Here is a 16,805-nt window from a genome sequence, read left to right as displayed (position 1 = left end):
CTGTGGTCCTTCGGCGGCTGGACCTGGTCCGGCGGTTTCGGCGAGGCCGCGAAGAACCCGGCCGCCTTCGCCCAGTCCTGCTACGACCTGGTGAAGAACTCCAAGTGGGCGGGCGTCTTCGACGGCATCGACATCGACTGGGAGTACCCGAACGCCTGCGGCCTGAGCTGCGACACCAGCGGACGGGACGCGCTGAAGAAGGTGCTGTCGGCGCTGCGGTCGAAGTTCGGCTCCGGCAGCCTGGTGACCGCGGCCATCACCGCGGACGCCACCAGCGGCGGCAAGATCGACGCCGCCGACTACGCCGGCGCCGCCCAGTACGTCGACTGGTACAACCCGATGACGTACGACTACTTCGGCGCCTGGGACACCACCGGCCCGACCGCCCCGCACTCCCCGCTGAACTCCTACCCGGGCATCCCGAAGGCGGACTTCTTCACGTCGGCGACCATCGCGAAGCTCAAGGGCCTCGGCATCCCGGCATCGAAACTGCTGCTCGGCATCGGCTTCTACGGCCGCGGCTGGACCGGTGTCACCCAGGCGGCGCCCGGCGGCACGGCCACCGGCCCGGCGGCCGGGACGTACGAACAGGGCATCGACGACTACAAGGTGCTCAAGTCCAAGTGCCCGGCGACCGGCACCGTGGGCGGCACGGCCTACGCCAAGTGCGGCAGCGACTGGTGGAGTTACGACACTCCGGCGACCATCGGCACGAAGATGGCGTACAAGAACCAGCAGGGCCTCGGCGGCACCTTCTTCTGGGAGCTGAGCGGCGACACCGCGAACGGTGAGCTGATCAAGGCGATCAACTAGGTACCGTCAGCCGTCCCGGCGGGCGGCCGGCGGGGCCGGGTGGGCGGGGTCCAGCTCCTCGATGGCGCGCAGGGCCCCGCCGAGCGTCTTCACCAGCAGTTCGCGCATGGTGTCGCGGGACAGCCCCGGGCGGTCGATCCAGTCCAGGGTGGCGCCCTCCACACCGCACACCCAGGAGAGCAGGCCCATCCGGGCCAGCGGGGCGATCTCGCCGCGGCCGTAGGCCCCTTCGGCGATCGTGGCGACGATCGCCTCGCGCACCCCGTCGCGGATCGCGTGCACCTCGGCGTCGAAGCCGACACCGCCGCTGACGATGGTGCGGTAGGCGGCCTGATGGGTCTCGGCGTACCGCAGATAGCCGTCGATGGTGCGGTGCACGCGCTCCACGGCGGGCAGCCCGCGGCCGCCCGCGGCGGAGGTGACCAGGTCGGCGACGGAGTCCCGGACGATCGCCAGGTAGTAGCCGCGCTTGGACCGGAAGTAGTAGTAGATCAGGCCCTTGGCGACCTGGGCGTGGCGGGCGATGTCGTCCATGGACAGCGCGTCGTAGGACGTGTCGGCGAACAACTTCCGCCCGATGGCGATGAGTTCGGCGCGACGCGCCGCGGAGCGCTCGGTGCCGCGCACCTGGGTGGCGGCACGCTGCTGCGGCATCTTCAATGTCGACCCCGGTCTGGGCGCGGCGGGACGTCAGCAGTATGTCAGAACATGCCGCGGGCGGAGCCGGTCGGTTCAGAGCAGGCCGAGCTGGGTCACCAGCATCGCGAGCACCGCGACGAGGACCCAGCCCATCACGTGCTCGACGATCTTCGGTCCGTCGTCCTGGGGTCCGCCCGTGCGGACGCGGGTGGCGGTGGCCGGGTGTGCGGTCATGGTGTTACTCGCAGAGGTCGGACGTACACGGTCGATCCCCCCGCCCATACCGACCACTGTGCCACCCGCGACGGCGTCCGGGGCGATGAGCTTGGTCACACGCCCCGGAGCGGGTCAGCGCACGCCCACGGCGGCGAGTGCCTTGCGCTGGTGCGGGGTGGGGTGGGCCGGGAAGTAGAGGTAGCAGACTCCCCCGGTGCCGGAGGCGACCTTCCCGGAGGCGTTGTACCGCTTGGTCCGCAGCCACACGTTCTCGAACTCCCGGCGCAGGTAGACCCGCCGCACCGCATCGTCGGTCGGCGACGCGGGGTCGTTCGCGATCACGTCGCCGTCCGCCGTGAAACCGATCACGGTCATCAGGTGCCCGGAGGTGCCGTACCCGGCGCCCGTCAGCTCTTCCTTCAGGAAGGACTGGGACGTCATGGCCGGGATGCCGGCCGCGATCAGCGTCTCCAGGTCGGTCAGGGAGTCGAGCCGCGTGACCACGCCCTGCAGGCCCTCGAAGGTCGCCGCGTAGGCCGCGTTGAAGGGCCAGTTGCCGCAGCCCTCGTACTGGTGGTCGTAGGTGAAGCGGGCCGCGTGGTCGACCTGCGGGTCGGCGTAGGCCGGGTCGACCCAGGACAGCTGCTCGGGGGTGAGCCGGCCGCCCCAGTACTCGATGATCATCTGTGAGGAGGTGGGGCTGCACCACGCCTCGCCACCGCCGTCGTACTCGGGGTACTGGCCCTTGTGGATCTCCTGCGAGTAGCGGGGGACGGCCAGTTCCTGGGCGAGGCCGGGGGTGGAGGCCGGGACCGTGAAGCGGTCGGGGACGTCGGAGCCCATCGCGCCGAGCCGCCAGACGGTCGGCGTGCGGTGGGTGCCGGGCCGGCGGTAGAGGGTCAGGCGCAGCCGGTACGACGCCAGTCGCAGACCGGTGCTCGCGTCGTCGATGGCGAAGGTGTCGGTCCAGACCGTGCTCCTGCCGTCGGTCTGGCCGTCCACCGAGGTGCGCTTGATGTCCTGGTCGCCCGCCGCCCAGCGGCCCAGCACGTACCAGGGTGTGTCGGTGCCGTCGGTGTACGTGCCGCGCAGTTCGACCTGGATCCAGGTGCCGGCGGGGGTGTGCGCGTTCCAGGAGGCGACGACCTCGGTCGCGGGCACGGTGAGGCGGTGCGCCGGGGCGGTCCAGGTGGCGTACTCCCAGGCGGCGGTGGTGCCGGTGTGCGGGTCGGTGTAGTCGGTACGGCCGGCGGGGGCGCCGATGACGAGCCCGGGCCGGCGGCCGGCGACGGCCCGGGTGCCCTGGGCGGTCCCGGCGCGCCAGTCGCGGTGCGTGGTCCAGGCGTGGTAGTCGATCGGGCGGGCCTGCGCCCGGCCGGCGTCGTCGGCGGCGGTTCGCGGGGCTGCGGCGGCGGGGGCCGCGGTACCGGTCACCGCCGCGGCGACGGCCACCGCCAGGACGGTTCTGCGGGACGGCTGTTGGGCTCTGCTCATGGGCGCGACGACCCCCAGGGTGTCCGAGTCGGGTCCGGTGCACGGGTGTGCGCCAACTATGGAGCAGGCCGGACCCCCCTGCCAGCACTTCGGCGCATGCCGCGGCAGGAATATTGGTCTGGGCCGCCGAAAGGGGCACCGGGCCTCCCGGCGCGACGCGTCGGCGCCACGCCGGGACGGCCGGTCGGACCAGGACCGTCCCCGCACCCTCGCCGGGACGGCCGGTCGGACCAGGACCGTCCCCGCACCCCAGCCGGGACGGCCGGTCAGACCAGGTCCATCGCGGCGACCTCGTCGGGGCGGCCGTAGCTGACCGGGCCCTGGAAGCGGCGGCGGGCGGTGGCGAACCACCACACCGTCGCCACCAGCAGGACGACCGCGAGCGCGATCGGCGCGTAGTTGAAGGAGTCGACGGTGATCGGCGACGCCTGCGGCAGCATGAACAGCACGCTGCTGAGCAGGATCCAGACCACCGCCAGCCAGCCGATCGGCCTGCCCCAGCGGCCCAGGTGCCAGGGGCCGGGCTGGAAGGCGTCACCGAGCCGCAGCCGCAGGAAGATCGGCACGGCGTAGGCGAGGAAGAGCCCGACCACGTTGACGCTGACGATGGCGGTGAACGCCGTGTGCGACCACCAGCCCGGCACCACCAGGGCCAGCGAGCAGCCGACCGCCAGCCACACCGCCTTCACCGGCGTACGGGTGCGCAGCGAGACCGAGTGCCACCAGCGGGAACCGGGCATGGCGCCGTCCCGGGAGAAGGCGAAGATCTGCCGGGTGTTGCTGGTGAGGTTGGCGAGACCGCAGAAGAGCATCGCGCCGATGATGATGAGGAGCATCACCTTGGCGGTGCGCAGGCCGAGGCCGTCGATCAGGATCTGGACGGGCGGTGCGGCCGCGCCGGACACCTTGGCGTAGTCGCCGATGCTGTAGACCAGTGCGAGCATCAGGATCAGTCCGGTGATCGCCGAACAGCCGATGGCGCGGGTGATGCCCTTCGGGGCGCTGACCGTCGCGTGGACCGTTTCCTCGGACATGTGGAAGCTGCCGTCGAAGCCCGTGAAGGTCCAGCTCGTGACCAGCAGGCCGAGCATGCCGCCGTAAAGCCCGTTCGTGAAACCGGTGTTGTTCTCGAAATGCGTGACGAAGGACGCCGACTGATGCTGGTCCGGCATCACGACGAGCGCACCGACGATCACCACGAGTCCGATCAGCAGCCACCACACGGAAATGCGGTTCAGTACGGCGACGAGCTGGACGGTGTAGGTGTTGGCCAGGCCCTGCAGGACGATGATCAGGGCCGTGATCAGGACCGTCTGGTGCGCGGTCGGCTGGTACGAGGGCCACTGCAACTGTACGAACACCTGGATGAAGGTGGCGGCGGCGTACCCGGTGGCGGCGGTGCCGCCGATCTGGCCCACGAAGTTCAGCCAGCCGGTGAACCACGACCAGGCGCCCTTGTGCCGCTTGGCGAGTTTGCCCGCCGAGAAGTACAGGGCGCCGCTCGTCGGGTAGGCCGAGGCGACCTCCGCCATGGCGGCGCCGATGAGCAGGACCATCACCGACACACCGATCCAGCCGAATACCAGAATGCGGGGGCCGCCCGCACTCAGACCGAATCCGAAGGAAGAGAAGATACCGGAGAGGATATTGATGATGGTGAAGGAGATCGCGAAATTGTCGAACGCCTTGAAGCGCCGGGTGAGTTTCCGCGGATAACCCATCGCGTGCAGGGTGGCGTCGTCGTCGAGCACGACGGTGTCCGCGGCCCGGGTCCGCACCCGGGGAGTCGACATCCGTTCCGACACAGCTCGGCCTTTCTCTCGATGGGACAGGGGGACGATCTCTCGCTGGGGCTGGAGGGACGGGCGGGATCAGCCTGGCCCCGGGACGGGCAGCCCGCAGGCACGCCGGGCGCGGGAGAGCTGCTCGGCGGGGTCGCCGAAGGCGCTCCAGGGCATGCGCGAGGCGTACGGGCCCATCGCCGTGAAGACCGCCCGGGCCTCGAACTCGCGCTGGGCCATCACCAGCGCGTGCGCGAGGTAGGCCAGGTCGAGCACCGGGGTGAAGCGGTAACCGGCCACCGCGGGCAGCCAGTTCTGGTAGATCGCCAGTGCGGTGGAGCGCCACTGGGGCTGTTCCCAGACCCGGTCGGCGAGCAGCTGGGTGGGGTTGTAGCTCTCCACCAGGGCGACCAGGGGAAGCAGCCGCAGCACGGAGTCGGCGGGCGCCCGCTGGCTCAGGAAGGCGGCCACGTCCCAGGCCGCGGTGACCGAGCCGCCGTACCGCGTGAAGAAGCAGGACAGGAAGCGGTGGTGGGCCTCGCGGTGCCAGGGGTCGAGGGAGAGGATGTGCGCGAAGAGCCGCCAGGGGCCGGGCGGCGCGGTGAGCAGGCCGTGCGGGGCCGGGTCGCGCAACCGGTGCAGCCGGGCCATGGAGAGCCGGGCGACCCAGGGGGTGGGGTCGGCCGGGGCCGCCTCGGCGGCCCGGTCGCAGGCGGCCAGCGCGATCCGCTCCAGCGCCTCGGCCCTCTCGTCGCGCGCGTCGGCGGCCCGCAGCGCGCGCTGCACCGCGACCCGGGCCCACATCAGCGCGGCTTCGGGCGTCGGCTCCTCGTCGAGCCAGCGTTCCACCAGATCGCTGCCGGCCGCCTCGGAGGCCAGGACCAGCGACCGGTGGGACCGCAGCGCGAAGTCGGCGCGGGTCTCGGCCAGCGCCTCGGAGGCGTACCGATAGCGTCCGGCGCGCACGTCGACGCATACGCTCGCCAGGGTGCGGTCGTCGGCCGCCGGGTGCCACACGTAGTGCCCTTCGAATAATTCCGCGGCCATGTCCCCCTGCCAGTCCCCTGCGACGCATCACGTTGCGCAGGAGGCACCTTACTCAGCGTGGGGCACACCCGAAACGCCGAATTCGACATATCGGTCAGAGGATTCGGAAGGTTTATCGGTGCCATTGACTGGCCGCCAGCCGGTGATTCAAGATGCGACTTTTTCCGGCGGGGGCGCCCGCCGGTCCGGCGGTCCGGACCACATCAGGCCACCTCTAGACTGTTTCACGGAAAACCCCCCACACCGCACCACACCTCGGGAATCGCCATTCACGCCCTCGCCGCACGGCTGAGCGGGCTCCGCCCCTCACTGGGACCGGTCCGGCTGATCGCCGTCGACGGCCATGCCGGTTCCGGGAAATCCACCTTCGCCGGGCGGCTGGCGGAAGCGCTGGGCGGGGCTCCGGTGCTCCACCTCGACGACATCGCCAGCCACGCGCAGCTCTTCGCCTGGACCGGACGGCTCATGTCCGAGGTGATCACACCGCTGGCACGCGGGGAGACCGCGTACGTCACCCCCTACGACTGGCGGGCCCGCGCCTTCGGCGCCCCGCGCCCGCTGCCGGCCGCACCCGTCGTGCTGATCGAGGGCGTGGGCGCCGGCCGCCGTGCGCTGCGTCCCCATCTCGCGGGGCTGCTGTGGATGGAGTTGCCCGAGGAGGAGTCCTGGGCGCGCGGCCGGCTGCGGGACGGGGCGGAGCAGCGGGAGTTCTGGGACGGCTGGGTCGCGGCGGAGCGCGCGCACTTCACCACCGATCCCTCACGCCCCCATGCCGATCTGCTGGTGCTGCAGCGACAGGAGGGGTACGAGGTGCTTCCGGGGCCTCGGGCGACCTCCGGAACCGGGCCCGATGTGACGCTCGGTGACGGACCATCCGCGATGTGGTGAAGTTGTGAAGGGCCTTGCTGGGCAACTTCTCCGAGTGCCTCAACTGTGCTTGACCCGGGGCCCGTACAGGTCTTACGTTCTCAATGTGCGGCTTTCGGAGCCGCCCGTCGACACGAAGCCCCCGGTTGTTCCCCCGTGACCGGGGGCTTCGTTCTGCCCGCGGCCCGGACATCCGGGCGCTGCGCGCACCGGTCCTCTCACCCTGGGTCACGAAACGCCGTGCGCCCCGTCTGCTCCCACCTCCCCGAACGCCCTGTGCGGCACCCTTCGGCACGCGCGGCACCGCGGGTACGATGCCCTCGGTGCGACCTTCGAGCTGCTGCCTCGCGCACCGGCAACTCCGGTCCGCGGCACAGCGGTTCGACCGCGGCGGCCATCGGGTGACTGCCCGCTGGTGAACCACGGGGCACGGTCTGTGGGGGGACGTGATGGACTTCGGCACGCAGGGCCCCGAGGCCCCGGCCGACCTGGCCTGGCTGCGGGGAGTGGACGCCTACACGATGGGCGCCTACCCGCAGGCGGAGGAGGAGTTCCGCACCGCGGTGCGGATGGACCCGGGCATGGCGGACGGCTGGCTCGGACTGCACGCGCTCCGGGTCGACACGACCACCGCGCTGCTGCGGATGTTCCGGCACCGCGAGCGGTTCGGCGAACAGCGCGCCCGGCACCGCCGCACCCTCAACTCCTGGTACTGGCTGGGCTGGTGGGTGCAGCCGGTGCTGGAGAGCCCGCGCGACCTGCTGCTCGCGCACGCCTCCCACTGGCTGGACGGCCGGCATGTGCCCGAGCTGGACCGCGCCCTCGCCGGGCTGCCGCCGGTCGACGCCGACGCCCAGGTCCGTTTTCTGCACGCCTGCCGCGCCTACCTGGTCAAGGACTGGGAGCAGCTGGTCCGGCACACCGACCCGCTGCTGGACGATCCCCTGCTCGGCATCGAGGCCGGCCTGTTCGGGGGCATGTCCCGGGTCCGGCTGGAGATGTACGGCCAGGCCGAGCCGCTGCTGTCGGCGGCACTGATGCGGTGCCGCAGCGAACAGCCGCAGCGCAAGGAACTGCGGTACTGGCTGGCCCGGGCCCACGAGGGCACCGGCCGCAGCGCCGCCGCGCTCCCCCTGTACCGGGCGGTGCACCGGGTCGACCCGGCCTTCATGGACACCTCCGCCCGGCTGGCCGCGATCGCCGAGGGCGACGGGTACGACGACGCGGCGGACTTCGCCGCGATCACGCTCACCGGCGCCGGGCAGGACGCGGTCGACGGGGCCGACGTGTTCGATCCGCTGTTCGGCGTGGAGGGCCGCGACCTGCGGCTGCCGGAGCCCGATCTGCCGACCGGGCCGCTGCCGTCGGTGGCCGACCCCTCGGTGCGACTGCGGACGGGGGTCACGGGGACGTCCGTCGCGCCGATCCCGGCCGGGCCGACCGACCCCGCGTTACTCGAGGAGGCGCTCGCCGAACTGGAGCGCATGGTGGGCCTCGAACCGGTCAAGCGGCAGGTCAAGGCGCTGTCCGCGCAGCTGAACATGGCGCGGCTGCGGGCCGGGCAGGGGCTGCCGGTGCAGCCGCCCAAGCGGCACTTCGTCTTCTCCGGGCCGTCCGGCACGGGCAAGACCACGGTCGCGCGCATCCTGGGACGGGTGTTCTACGCCCTGGGCCTGCTCGGCGGGGACCATCTGGTGGAGGCCCAGCGGGCGGACCTGGTCGGCGAGTACCTCGGGCAGACGGCCGTGAAGGCCAACGAACTGATCGACTCCGCGATCGGCGGGGTGCTGTTCGTGGACGAGGCGTACTCGCTGTCCAACTCCGGGTACGGCAAGGGGGACGCCTACGGCGACGAGGCGTTGCAGGTGCTGCTGAAGCGGGCCGAGGACAACCGGGACCACCTGGTGGTGATCCTGGCCGGCTACCCCGAGGGCATGGACCGCCTGCTCGCCGCCAACCCCGGCCTGTCGTCCCGCTTCACCACCCGGGTGGACTTCCCGTCGTACCGGCCGCTGGAACTCACCGAGATCGGGAAGGTGCTCGCGGCGGAGAACGGGGACCGGTGGGACGGCGAGGCACTGGAGGAGCTGCGGTCCATCGCCGGGCACGTGGTCGACCAGGGGTGGATCGACGAGCTGGGCAACGGGCGGTTCCTGCGGACGCTGTACGAGAAGAGCTGCGCCTACCGCGACCTGCGGCTGTCGTCGTACCCCGGGGCGCTGTCCCGGGACGACCTGGCGACGCTGCGGCTGCCCGACCTGATGCAGGCGTACGGGGAGGTGCTGTCGGGGCGGGGACCGCAGGATCCCCCGGGCCTGTGAGGTGCGCCGGGCCTGTGAGGTGCCCCGGGTCTGTGAGGTGCGCCGGGCCTGTGAGGTGCGCCGGGCCTGTGACGTGCCCGGCTCTGTGAGGTGCGCCGGGCCTGTGAGGTGCGCCGGGCCGGGGTGGGGAACCGGGCGGTGGCCGGCCGTCGGACGGCCACCGCACGGCTCCCCCGGCAGCACCGGAGTCAGCCGGTGAGGGCCTCCTCGGGCTCCCCGCTCACCCGCGGCTCCGGCATGTCCCGGTGGGCCGGGTCCCGGACCTCGCCCACCAGCATCTCCAGGACGTCCTCCAGGGCCACCAGGCCCAGCACCCTGCCGGTCGCGTCCGCCACCTGCGCCAGGTGCGTGGCCGCCCGGCGCATCACGGACAGGGCGTCGTCGAGCGGCAGCTCGGCGCGGAGCGTGGCCATCGGGCGCCAGACGTGCTGCGGGACGGCCCGCTCGGAGTCCTCCAGGTCGAGGACGTCCTTGACGTGCACGTATCCCATGAAGGGGCCCTTCGCGCCGGCCGCGACCGGGAAGCGGGAGTAACCCGTGCGGGCCGTCAGCTCGACGATCTCCCCCGGGGTGACCGACGGGGCGACCGTCACCAGGGCCTCGCGGCGCAGCAGGACGTCCGTCACCGGGCGGGAGCCCAGTTCCAGCGCGTCCTCCAGGCGCTCCCGCTCCTCGGGGTCGAGCAGGCCGGCCTGGCCGGAGTCCTCCAGCAGCCGGTTGAGCTGCTCCGTGGTGACGACCGCCTCCACCTCGTCCTTCGGTTCGACCCGGAACAGCCGCAGGATGCCCTGGGCGCAGGCACCGAGGGACACGGTGATCGGCTTGCACAGGCGGGCGAACCAGACCAGGCCGGGACTGAGCCACAGCGCCGCCTTCTCGGGCGCCGCCATGGCCAGGTTCTTCGGCACCATCTCGCCGATGACCAGGTGGAAGAAGACCACCGCGGCCAGGGCGATGACGTAGCCGAGCGGGTGGATCATGCCGTGCGGGAGGTGGATCCACTCGAACAGCGGTTCCAGCAGCTGCGCCACGGTCGGCTCGGCGACCGCGCCGAGGGTGAGGGAGCACACCGTGATGCCGAACTGGGCGGCGGCCATCATCTGCGGCAGGCGTTCGAGGCCGTACAGCACCTGGCGGGCCCGGGCCGTGCCGAGCGGTTCGATCTGACTGCGGCGGACGGAGACGAGCGCGAACTCGGCGCCGACGAAAAAGCCGTTGGCGAGCACGAGCAGCGCGGCGAAGACCAGTTGTAGGACGCTCATCGGGCCGCCTCCGTCACGCCGGCCGCCGGGGCCGTCCTGACCAGGCGGACCCGTTCGGCACGGTAGTGGCCGACCTGGCGGACCGAGAGCCGCCAGCCGGGCAGCTCGGCCCGGTCGCCGGGGGCCGGGATCCGGCCGAGCAGGTCGGCGACCAGCCCGGCGACGGTCTCGTACGGTCCCTCGGGCACGTCCAGACCTATGCGCTGGAGGACGTCGACGCGGCAGCTGCCGTCGGCGTCCCAGGCGGCCCTGCCGTCCTCGGACGGGGCGGGGGCCAGCTCGGGCGCGTCCTTGGCGTCGTGCTCGTCGCGGACCTCACCGACCAGTTCCTCGACGATGTCCTCCAGGGTGACCACACCCGCCGTGCCGCCGTACTCGTCCACGACGACCGCGATGGGCTGCTCGCTGCGGAGCCGGGCGAGCAGCGGCTGGACGGGCAGGGTCTCCGGGACCAGGAGCGCCTTGCGCGCGATGCGGCCGACCGGCGTGCGCAGCCGGTCGTGCACCGGGACGGCCAGCGCGTCCTTGAGGTGGGCCATGCCGACGATCTCGTCGATCTTCTCCCGGTAGACGGGGAAGCGGGACAGGCCGGTGGCCCGGGTCAGGTTGACGACGTCCTCGGCGGTGGCCGAGTCCTGCAGCGCGCTGACCTTCACGCGCGGGGTCATGACGTGCTGCGTGGTCAGCTCGCCCAGGGACAGGGTGCGGACGAACAGGTCGGCCGTGTCCTGCTCCAGGGCGCCGGCCTGGGCGGAGTGCCGGGCCAGGGAGACCAGCTCGCCGGGGGTGCGGGCGGAGGCCAGTTCATCGGCGGGTTCGACGCCGAGGGCGCGCACCAGCCGGTTGGCGACCGTGTTCAGCGCGGAGATGACCGGGCGGAACAGGCGGGCGAAGCGGTGCTGGGGGCCGGCGACGAAGCGCGCGACCTGCAGCGGCCGGGACACCGCCCAGTTCTTGGGTACGAGTTCGCCGATCACCATCTGGATCGCGGACGCCAGCAGCATGCCGACGACCACGGCGACGCCGGAGGCGGCCCCCGCGGGGATGCCGAGCGCGGCGAAGGGGCCGTGCAGCAGCGCGGCCAGGGCCGGCTCGGCGAGCATGCCGACGACCAGGGAGGTGATGGTGATGCCGAGCTGGGTGCCGGAGAGCTGGAAGGACAGCTCCTTCAGGGACTCCACGACCGTGCGGGCGCGTGGGTCGCCGTCGGCGGCGGCCTTCTCGGCGTCCGGCCGCTCCACGGTCACCAGGCCGAACTCCGCCGCCACGAAGAATCCGTTGGCGAGGATCAGCAGAAGCGCCGCTCCGAGGAGCAGCAGGGGGGTGGTCACGCTGCCACCGCCTTCCCGCTATGTCGGGCGGGGGTGGCGCAGGTACTACAGGACGATCCGTCCATCGCCGGGGGGAGTCACTCCTCGGGTAGCAGGAGCCCCTGTGCACCGGGCGGCACGCAGGGGCGGAGGCGCAGCGAGTCGGCCTCCGCCCTCCAGATTAATCAAGATCTGGGCTCGTGCGGCAGGGCGGACGGGCCCGAGTGGGCCTCGGCGAGCGCGCGCAGGGTCCGGGCGTCGGCGACGGCCCGCTGCTTGGCGATGCCCGGCTGGATGCCGAGCGCGGCGAGGCTGGTGCCGTCGCTGAGGTCGAGGAACACCCACGGGTCACCCGCCCGGAGGTTCACCCGCAGGATCTCCGCCCAGGCCAGACGGCGCTTGCTGACGATGTTCACCACGGTGACACCGGTTTCGTCGGCGACCACCTTCACCCGTGCCAGCTGGGCCAGGAACCAGAAGATGAGCGCCCCGGTGATGATGAAGGTCAGCCGGTCGCCCGGGCCGAGCTGTTCCAGCAGCAGCGCGATGCCGCTCATCGTCAGGAACATCACGACACCGGCGGTGAGGAGAATCACCCGGGTGTGGCCCGGCCGGAAGGTGACCGGCAGGGCGGGCAGGTCGGACATCGGTCGGCGAGTCCCTCTACAGGCGGCAGGCGTGGATGGCCGTGGTCAGGATGGCGCGGGCGCCGATGGCGTAGAGATCGTCCATGATCCGCTGGGCCTCCTTGGAGGGGACCATGGCGCGGACCGCGACCCAGCCCTCGTTGTGCAGGGGGGAGACGGTCGGGGACTCCAGGCCGGGGGTGAGCGCGACGGCCTTCTCCAGCTGCTCGACCCGGCAGTCGTAGTCCATCATCACGTACGTCCGGGCGACCAGGACGCCCTGGAGGCGGCGCAGGAACTGCTGGACCTTGGGCTCGACGGTGTCGTCCGCGCCGGCGTCGGTGCGGCGGACGACGATCGCCTCGGACTTCATGATCGGCTCGCCGAAGACCTCCAGGCCCGCGTTGCGCAGGCTGGTGCCGGTCTCGACGACGTCGGCGATGACCTCGGCGACGCCCAGCTCGATCGCGGTCTCGACGGCGCCGTCCAGGTGGACGACGGAGGCGTCGACGCCGCGGTCGGCCAGGTGCGCCGCGACGATCCCCTCGTAGGAGGTGGCGACCGTGCGGCCCTTGAGGTCCTCGATGCCGTTCGCCGTGCCCGGCTTGGCGGCGAAACGGAAGGTGGAGCGGGCGAAGCCGAGCGGCAGGATCTCCTCGGCCTGGGCACCGGAGTCGATCAGCAGGTCGCGGCCGGTGATGCCGATGTCGAGGCGGCCGGAGGAGACGTAGATCGCGATGTCGCGGGGGCGGAGGTAGAAGAACTCGACCTCGTTCTCCGGGTCGACGATGCGCAGCTCCTTGGCCTCGCGGCGCTGCTGGTAGCCGGCCTCATGCAGCATCTCCGCCGCAGGGCCGGACAGGGAACCCTTGTTGGGGACGGCGATGCGCAGCATGAGGACGGCTTCCTTCGCGTTGAGTGGTGTGGGTGGGAGCTGGTGGGGCTTACAGGTGGGCGTAGACGTCGTCCAGGGAGATCCCGCGGGCGACCATCATCACCTGGACGTGGTACAGCAGCTGCGAGATCTCCTCGGCGGCCGCCTCCTTGCCCTCGTACTCGGCGGCCATCCAGACCTCCGCGGCCTCTTCGACGACCTTCTTGCCGATGGCATGGACGCCCTTGCCGACCAGCTCTGCGGTACGGGAGGTGGCGGGATCGCCCTGGGCGGCCTTGTGCTGGAGCTCGGTGAAGAGCTCCTCGAACGTCTTCTTGGACATGGTGAGCCCCACCCTAGCCGTAGTGGCGGCCGACCTAGTGCCAGGGTTCGGATACTGAGCGCAGCGTGGCCGCGGTCGCCACCGCCGCCGTCACCGCCTCGTGGCCCTTGTCCTCGGTGGAGCCCTCGATCCCCGCCCGGTCCAGGGCCTGCTCCTCGGTGTCGCAGGTGAGGACGCCGAAGCCGACGGGGACGCCGGTCTCGACGGAGACCTGGGTGAGGCCCTGGGTGACGCCCTGGCACACGTAGTCGAAATGGGGGGTGCCGCCCCGGATGACGACGCCGAGGGCGACGACGGCGTCGTAGCCGCGGCCCGCGAGCACCTTGGCGGCGACGGGCAGCTCGAAGCTGCCGGGGACCCGGATCAGCGTGGGCTCGTCGATGCCCAGGTCGTGCAGGGCGCGCAGGGCGCCGTTCACCAGTCCGTCCATCACCTTGTCGTGCCACTGCGCCGCGATGACGGCGACCCTGAGGTCGCTCACGTTGCGTACGGACAGCTCCGGTGCACCCTTGCCGCTCACGTCTCTCCTAAGTGCTTTTCGCTTCGCTTACTGGTTGCCGCAGGTGGCCGCCGGCGCGGCCGTGGCCGGTGTGTCCAGCCAGGGCAGGTCGTGCCCCATCCGGTCCCGCTTGGTGCGCAGGTAGCGGAGGTTGTGCTCGCCGGCCTGGACCGGCATCGGTTCGCGGCCGGTGACCTTCAGGCCGTGGCGCAGCAGGGCGTCGGTCTTCTCGGGGTTGTTGGTCATCAGCCGGACGCCGCGCACCCCGAGGTCGGCGAGGATCCGCGCGCCGGCGCCGTAGTCGCGGGCGTCGGCGGGCAGGCCGAGTTCGAGATTGGCGTCGAGCGTGTCGTGGCCCTGCTCCTGCAGTTCGTAGGCCCGGAGCTTGGACAGCAGGCCGATCCCGCGGCCCTCGTGTCCGCGCAGGTAGACGACCACACCGCGGCCCTCGGCCTGGATGCGTTCCAGGGCGGTGTCCAGCTGGGGGCCGCAGTCGCAGCGCAGGGAGCCGAAGACGTCGCCGGTGAGGCATTCGGAGTGGACGCGGACGAGGACGTCCTCGCCGTCGCCGATCTCGCCGTGGACGAGGGCGACGTGTTCGACGCCGTCGACGGTGGACCGGTAGCCGTAGGCGGTGAAGGTGCCGTGCCGGGTGGGCAGGCGGGTCTCCGCCTCGCGGCGGACGGTGGGCTCGCTGTCCCGGCGGTAGGCGATGAGGTCCTCGATGGAGATGATCGTCAGGCCGTGCTTGCGGGCGAACGGGATCAGTTCGGGCAGGCGGAGCATCCGGCCGTCCTCGCCGGCGATCTCCACGATGGCGCCGGCCGGGCGCAGGCCCGCGAGCCGGGCGAGGTCGACGGCGGCCTCGGTGTGGCCGTCGCGGACGAGGACGCCGCCGGGGCGGGCGCGCAGCGGGAAGACGTGGCCGGGCCGGACGAGGTCGTCGGGCTCCGCGGTTCCGCCGGCCAGCAGCCGGAGGGTGGTCGCGCGGTCGGCGGCGGAGATGCCGGTACTGACGCCGTGGGCGGCGGAGGCGTCGACGGAGACCGTGAACGCGGTCTTCATCGACTCGGTGTTGTCCTCGACCATCTGCGGCAGCCGCAGCCGGTCCAGTTCCGCGCCCTCCATGGGGGCGCAGATCAGGCCGCGGCACTCGCTCATCATGAAGGCGACGATCTCGGGGGTGGCCTTCTCGGCGGCGATGACGAGGTCGCCCTCGTTCTCCCGGTCCTCGTCGTCGACGACGACCACGGGGCGGCCCGCGGCGATGTCGGCGATGGCCCGCTCGACCGGGTCGAGGGTGAAGTGCTCGATGTCGTCGGTGCCGTACAGCGGTGGTGCCGAGGTCATGCCGGCGCTCCTTCCAGTGCGGGCTGCGGGCTCCTGCGGGAGCGCAGCCACCAGTCGCGCATGCCCCACAGGACGAGTGCGCCGTAGATGACGTAGACGAAGCCGGAGAAGGCGTAGCCGTTGGCGAAGTTGAGGGGCACGCCGACGAGGTCGACGAGCAGCCAGGCGAACCAGAACTCGACCATGCCCTTGGCCTGGGCGTACATCGCGACGATGGTGCCGACGAAGATGTAGGCGTCGGGCCAGGGGTCCCAGGAGAGGTCCGGGTAGGCCGTGAAGAGCAGGGCCACGGCGACCGTACCGACGGCGGCGGCGGCGACCATGGCGCCGCGCTCGCGCCAGGTGGCGAACCGGGGCGCGATGTGGCCGTCGCCGCCCGTGCCGCGGCCGCGGTTCCACTGCCAGAAGCCGTAGCCGGCGACCGCCATGACCACGGCCTGCTTTCCGGCGCTGCCGGTGAGGTGGCCGTAGAAGGCCGCGAAGAGGATCAGGCCGGAGGCGAACTGGACCGGCCAGGTCCACAGGGAGCGCCGCCAGCCGAGGGCGAGGCCGACCAGGCCGAGGATGTTGCCGGTCATGTCGGACCACAGGATGTGCTGTCCGAACAGGGTGAAGGCCTCGGTGTTGAGCGAGTTCACCGGCCCGCCCCCGGTCCGGCCGTGAGCAGGCGCTCCACGTACTTGGCGATGACGTCCACCTCGAGGTTGACCGGGTCGCCGGGCTGCTTCACGCCGAGCGTGGTCAGGGCGAGGGTGGTCGGGATGAGGCTGACGGTGAAGTGGTCGTCCCCCGCCTCCACGACGGTCAGGCTGATGCCGTCGACGGTGATGGAGCCCTTCTCCACGACGTAGCGGGTCAGGGCCGCGGGCAGGGAGATCTTCACGATCTCCCAGTTCTCGGAGGGCGTGCGCTCCAGGATCTCGCCGGTGCCGTCCACGTGCCCCTGCACGATGTGGCCGCCGAGGCGGGCGCCGACGGCGGTGGGGCGCTCCAGGTTGACCCGGGAGCCGACGGTGAGGGCGCCCAGGCTGGAGCGGTTCAGGGTCTCGGCCATGACGTCGGCGGTGAACTCGCCGTCCGCGTGCTCGACGACGGTGAGACAGACCCCGTTCACGGCGATGGAGTCGCCGTGCTGCGCGCCCTCGGTGACGACGGGGCCGCGGAGCCGGAAGCGGGAGGCGTCGCCGAGGTTCTCGACGGCGGTGACCTCACCCAGCTCTTCGACGATTCCGGTGAACACTTCCCGGGTCCTCCTGCCTCTTCGGGCACGGACTCCGGGGCCTGTCGATGACGACAGAATCTACGGGTGAGCACACACCGGGGGCGTCGCCGGACAGGATCGGCCGCGTAGGGCCGATCCGCA

Annotated in this window: 17 protein-coding genes; 3 read left to right on the top strand and 14 right to left on the bottom strand. The window is 71.8% G+C overall.

The annotated features are described in order from the left end of the window. A partial coding sequence (locus tag GT045_RS03930) for a glycoside hydrolase family 18 protein (protein WP_161333297.1) occupies window positions 1-813 on the top strand: 813 nt, incomplete at its 5' end. Window positions 814-819: 6 nt separating this feature from the next. Here GT045_RS03930 and GT045_RS03925 read toward each other — a convergent pair. From GT045_RS03925 to GT045_RS03905, 5 genes are all read right to left on the bottom strand, one after another. Continuing rightward, window positions 820-1,467, bottom strand: a complete 648-nt coding sequence (locus tag GT045_RS03925) for a TetR/AcrR family transcriptional regulator (protein WP_161333296.1) — start codon at window positions 1,465-1,467, stop codon at window positions 820-822. A 78-nt stretch (window positions 1,468-1,545) separates the two neighbouring features. Then, window positions 1,546-1,686 carry an SCO1431 family membrane protein gene (locus tag GT045_RS03920; RefSeq protein ID WP_161290119.1) on the bottom strand — a complete coding sequence of 47 codons (141 nt, stop codon included), beginning with the start codon at window positions 1,684-1,686 and terminating at the stop codon, window positions 1,546-1,548. A 114-nt stretch (window positions 1,687-1,800) separates the two neighbouring features. Further along, window positions 1,801-3,162, bottom strand: coding sequence for a peptidase C39 family protein (locus GT045_RS03915; protein WP_161333295.1), 1,362 nt, complete (start codon window positions 3,160-3,162; stop codon window positions 1,801-1,803). A 266-nt stretch (window positions 3,163-3,428) separates the two neighbouring features. Next, on the bottom strand, window positions 3,429-4,955 hold the full coding sequence (locus GT045_RS03910) for an amino acid permease (protein WP_202515583.1): 1,527 nt from the start codon (window positions 4,953-4,955) through the stop codon (window positions 3,429-3,431). A gap of 78 nt (window positions 4,956-5,033) precedes the next feature. Then, window positions 5,034-5,990 carry a hypothetical protein gene (locus tag GT045_RS03905; protein ID WP_202527062.1) on the bottom strand — a complete coding sequence of 319 codons (957 nt, stop codon included), beginning with the start codon at window positions 5,988-5,990 and terminating at the stop codon, window positions 5,034-5,036. A gap of 267 nt (window positions 5,991-6,257) precedes the next feature. Between GT045_RS03905 and GT045_RS03900 the strand changes: the two genes are divergently transcribed. Both GT045_RS03900 and GT045_RS03895 read left to right on the top strand, forming a co-directional pair. Then, complete coding sequence (locus GT045_RS03900; RefSeq protein ID WP_345942535.1) at window positions 6,258-6,878, top strand: hypothetical protein; 621 nt, start codon at window positions 6,258-6,260, stop codon at window positions 6,876-6,878. A 428-nt stretch (window positions 6,879-7,306) separates the two neighbouring features. Next, complete coding sequence (locus GT045_RS03895) at window positions 7,307-9,178, top strand: AAA family ATPase (RefSeq protein ID WP_161296363.1); 1,872 nt, start codon at window positions 7,307-7,309, stop codon at window positions 9,176-9,178. A gap of 188 nt (window positions 9,179-9,366) precedes the next feature. Here GT045_RS03895 and GT045_RS03890 read toward each other — a convergent pair whose 3' ends face one another. The 9 genes from GT045_RS03890 to GT045_RS03850 form a co-directional block, all read right to left on the bottom strand. After that, the gene (locus GT045_RS03890) at window positions 9,367-10,440 is read right to left on the bottom strand and encodes a hemolysin family protein (protein ID WP_161296365.1); all 1,074 of its coding nucleotides are present in this window, start codon (window positions 10,438-10,440) and stop codon (window positions 9,367-9,369) included. After that, a complete protein-coding gene (locus GT045_RS03885; protein ID WP_161296367.1) occupies window positions 10,437-11,771 on the bottom strand; it encodes a hemolysin family protein in 1,335 nt (444 codons plus the stop codon). The genes GT045_RS03890 and GT045_RS03885 overlap by 4 nt, the downstream gene beginning before the upstream one ends. 164 nt (window positions 11,772-11,935) lie before the next feature. Continuing rightward, entirely contained in the window at window positions 11,936-12,397 is a 462-nt protein-coding gene (locus GT045_RS03880) for a PH domain-containing protein (RefSeq protein ID WP_161296369.1), read from the bottom strand. 16 nt (window positions 12,398-12,413) lie between these two features. Beyond that, entirely contained in the window at window positions 12,414-13,271 is an 858-nt protein-coding gene (hisG, locus tag GT045_RS03875) for an ATP phosphoribosyltransferase (RefSeq protein WP_161296371.1), read from the bottom strand. A 49-nt stretch (window positions 13,272-13,320) separates the two neighbouring features. Beyond that, complete coding sequence (locus GT045_RS03870) at window positions 13,321-13,593, bottom strand: phosphoribosyl-ATP diphosphatase (protein WP_019983911.1); 273 nt, start codon at window positions 13,591-13,593, stop codon at window positions 13,321-13,323. A 34-nt stretch (window positions 13,594-13,627) separates the two neighbouring features. After that, window positions 13,628-14,113 (bottom strand): 6,7-dimethyl-8-ribityllumazine synthase, encoded by a 486-nt coding sequence (ribH, locus tag GT045_RS03865; protein WP_161296373.1) that lies wholly within the window; start codon window positions 14,111-14,113, stop codon window positions 13,628-13,630. Window positions 14,114-14,140: 27 nt separating this feature from the next. Continuing rightward, window positions 14,141-15,442: a bifunctional 3,4-dihydroxy-2-butanone-4-phosphate synthase/GTP cyclohydrolase II gene (locus GT045_RS03860; protein WP_161296375.1), complete on the bottom strand. Its 1,302-nt coding sequence runs from the start codon at window positions 15,440-15,442 to the stop codon at window positions 14,141-14,143. Beyond that, window positions 15,439-16,080, bottom strand: coding sequence for a nicotinamide mononucleotide transporter family protein (locus GT045_RS03855; protein ID WP_161333294.1), 642 nt, complete (start codon window positions 16,078-16,080; stop codon window positions 15,439-15,441). The genes GT045_RS03860 and GT045_RS03855 overlap by 4 nt, the downstream gene beginning before the upstream one ends. Beyond that, window positions 16,077-16,682: a riboflavin synthase gene (locus tag GT045_RS03850; protein ID WP_161333293.1), complete on the bottom strand. Its 606-nt coding sequence runs from the start codon at window positions 16,680-16,682 to the stop codon at window positions 16,077-16,079. The genes GT045_RS03855 and GT045_RS03850 overlap by 4 nt, the downstream gene beginning before the upstream one ends. Window positions 16,683-16,805 lie beyond the last annotated feature (123 nt).

Origin of the sequence: Streptomyces sp. SID486 (assembly GCF_009865385.1) — a bacterium.
In the GTDB taxonomy this organism is placed as follows: domain Bacteria; phylum Actinomycetota; class Actinomycetes; order Streptomycetales; family Streptomycetaceae; genus Streptomyces.
Note: the sequence above shows the minus strand (reverse complement) of the source record. Positions and strands in the feature narration are given on the sequence as shown.

What these genes read in the sequence shown, in the direction of transcription:
- GT045_RS03925 (WP_161333296.1), bottom strand. Translation starts at nt 1,467, where the DNA reads ATGCCGCAGCAGCGTGCCGCCACCCAGGTGCGCGGCACCGAGCGCTCC.
- GT045_RS03920 (WP_161290119.1), bottom strand. Translation starts at nt 1,686, where the DNA reads ATGACCGCACACCCGGCCACCGCCACCCGCGTCCGCACGGGCGGACCC.
- GT045_RS03915 (WP_161333295.1), bottom strand. Translation starts at nt 3,162, where the DNA reads ATGAGCAGAGCCCAACAGCCGTCCCGCAGAACCGTCCTGGCGGTGGCC.
- GT045_RS03910 (WP_202515583.1), bottom strand. Translation starts at nt 4,955, where the DNA reads ATGTCGACTCCCCGGGTGCGGACCCGGGCCGCGGACACCGTCGTGCTC.
- GT045_RS03905 (WP_202527062.1), bottom strand. Translation starts at nt 5,990, where the DNA reads ATGGCCGCGGAATTATTCGAAGGGCACTACGTGTGGCACCCGGCGGCC.
- GT045_RS03895 (WP_161296363.1), top strand. Translation starts at nt 7,307, where the DNA reads ATGGACTTCGGCACGCAGGGCCCCGAGGCCCCGGCCGACCTGGCCTGG.
- GT045_RS03890 (WP_161296365.1), bottom strand. Translation starts at nt 10,440, where the DNA reads ATGAGCGTCCTACAACTGGTCTTCGCCGCGCTGCTCGTGCTCGCCAAC.
- GT045_RS03880 (WP_161296369.1), bottom strand. Translation starts at nt 12,397, where the DNA reads ATGTCCGACCTGCCCGCCCTGCCGGTCACCTTCCGGCCGGGCCACACC.
- hisG (WP_161296371.1), bottom strand. Translation starts at nt 13,271, where the DNA reads ATGCTGCGCATCGCCGTCCCCAACAAGGGTTCCCTGTCCGGCCCTGCG.
- GT045_RS03870 (WP_019983911.1), bottom strand. Translation starts at nt 13,593, where the DNA reads ATGTCCAAGAAGACGTTCGAGGAGCTCTTCACCGAGCTCCAGCACAAG.
- GT045_RS03860 (WP_161296375.1), bottom strand. Translation starts at nt 15,442, where the DNA reads ATGACCTCGGCACCACCGCTGTACGGCACCGACGACATCGAGCACTTC.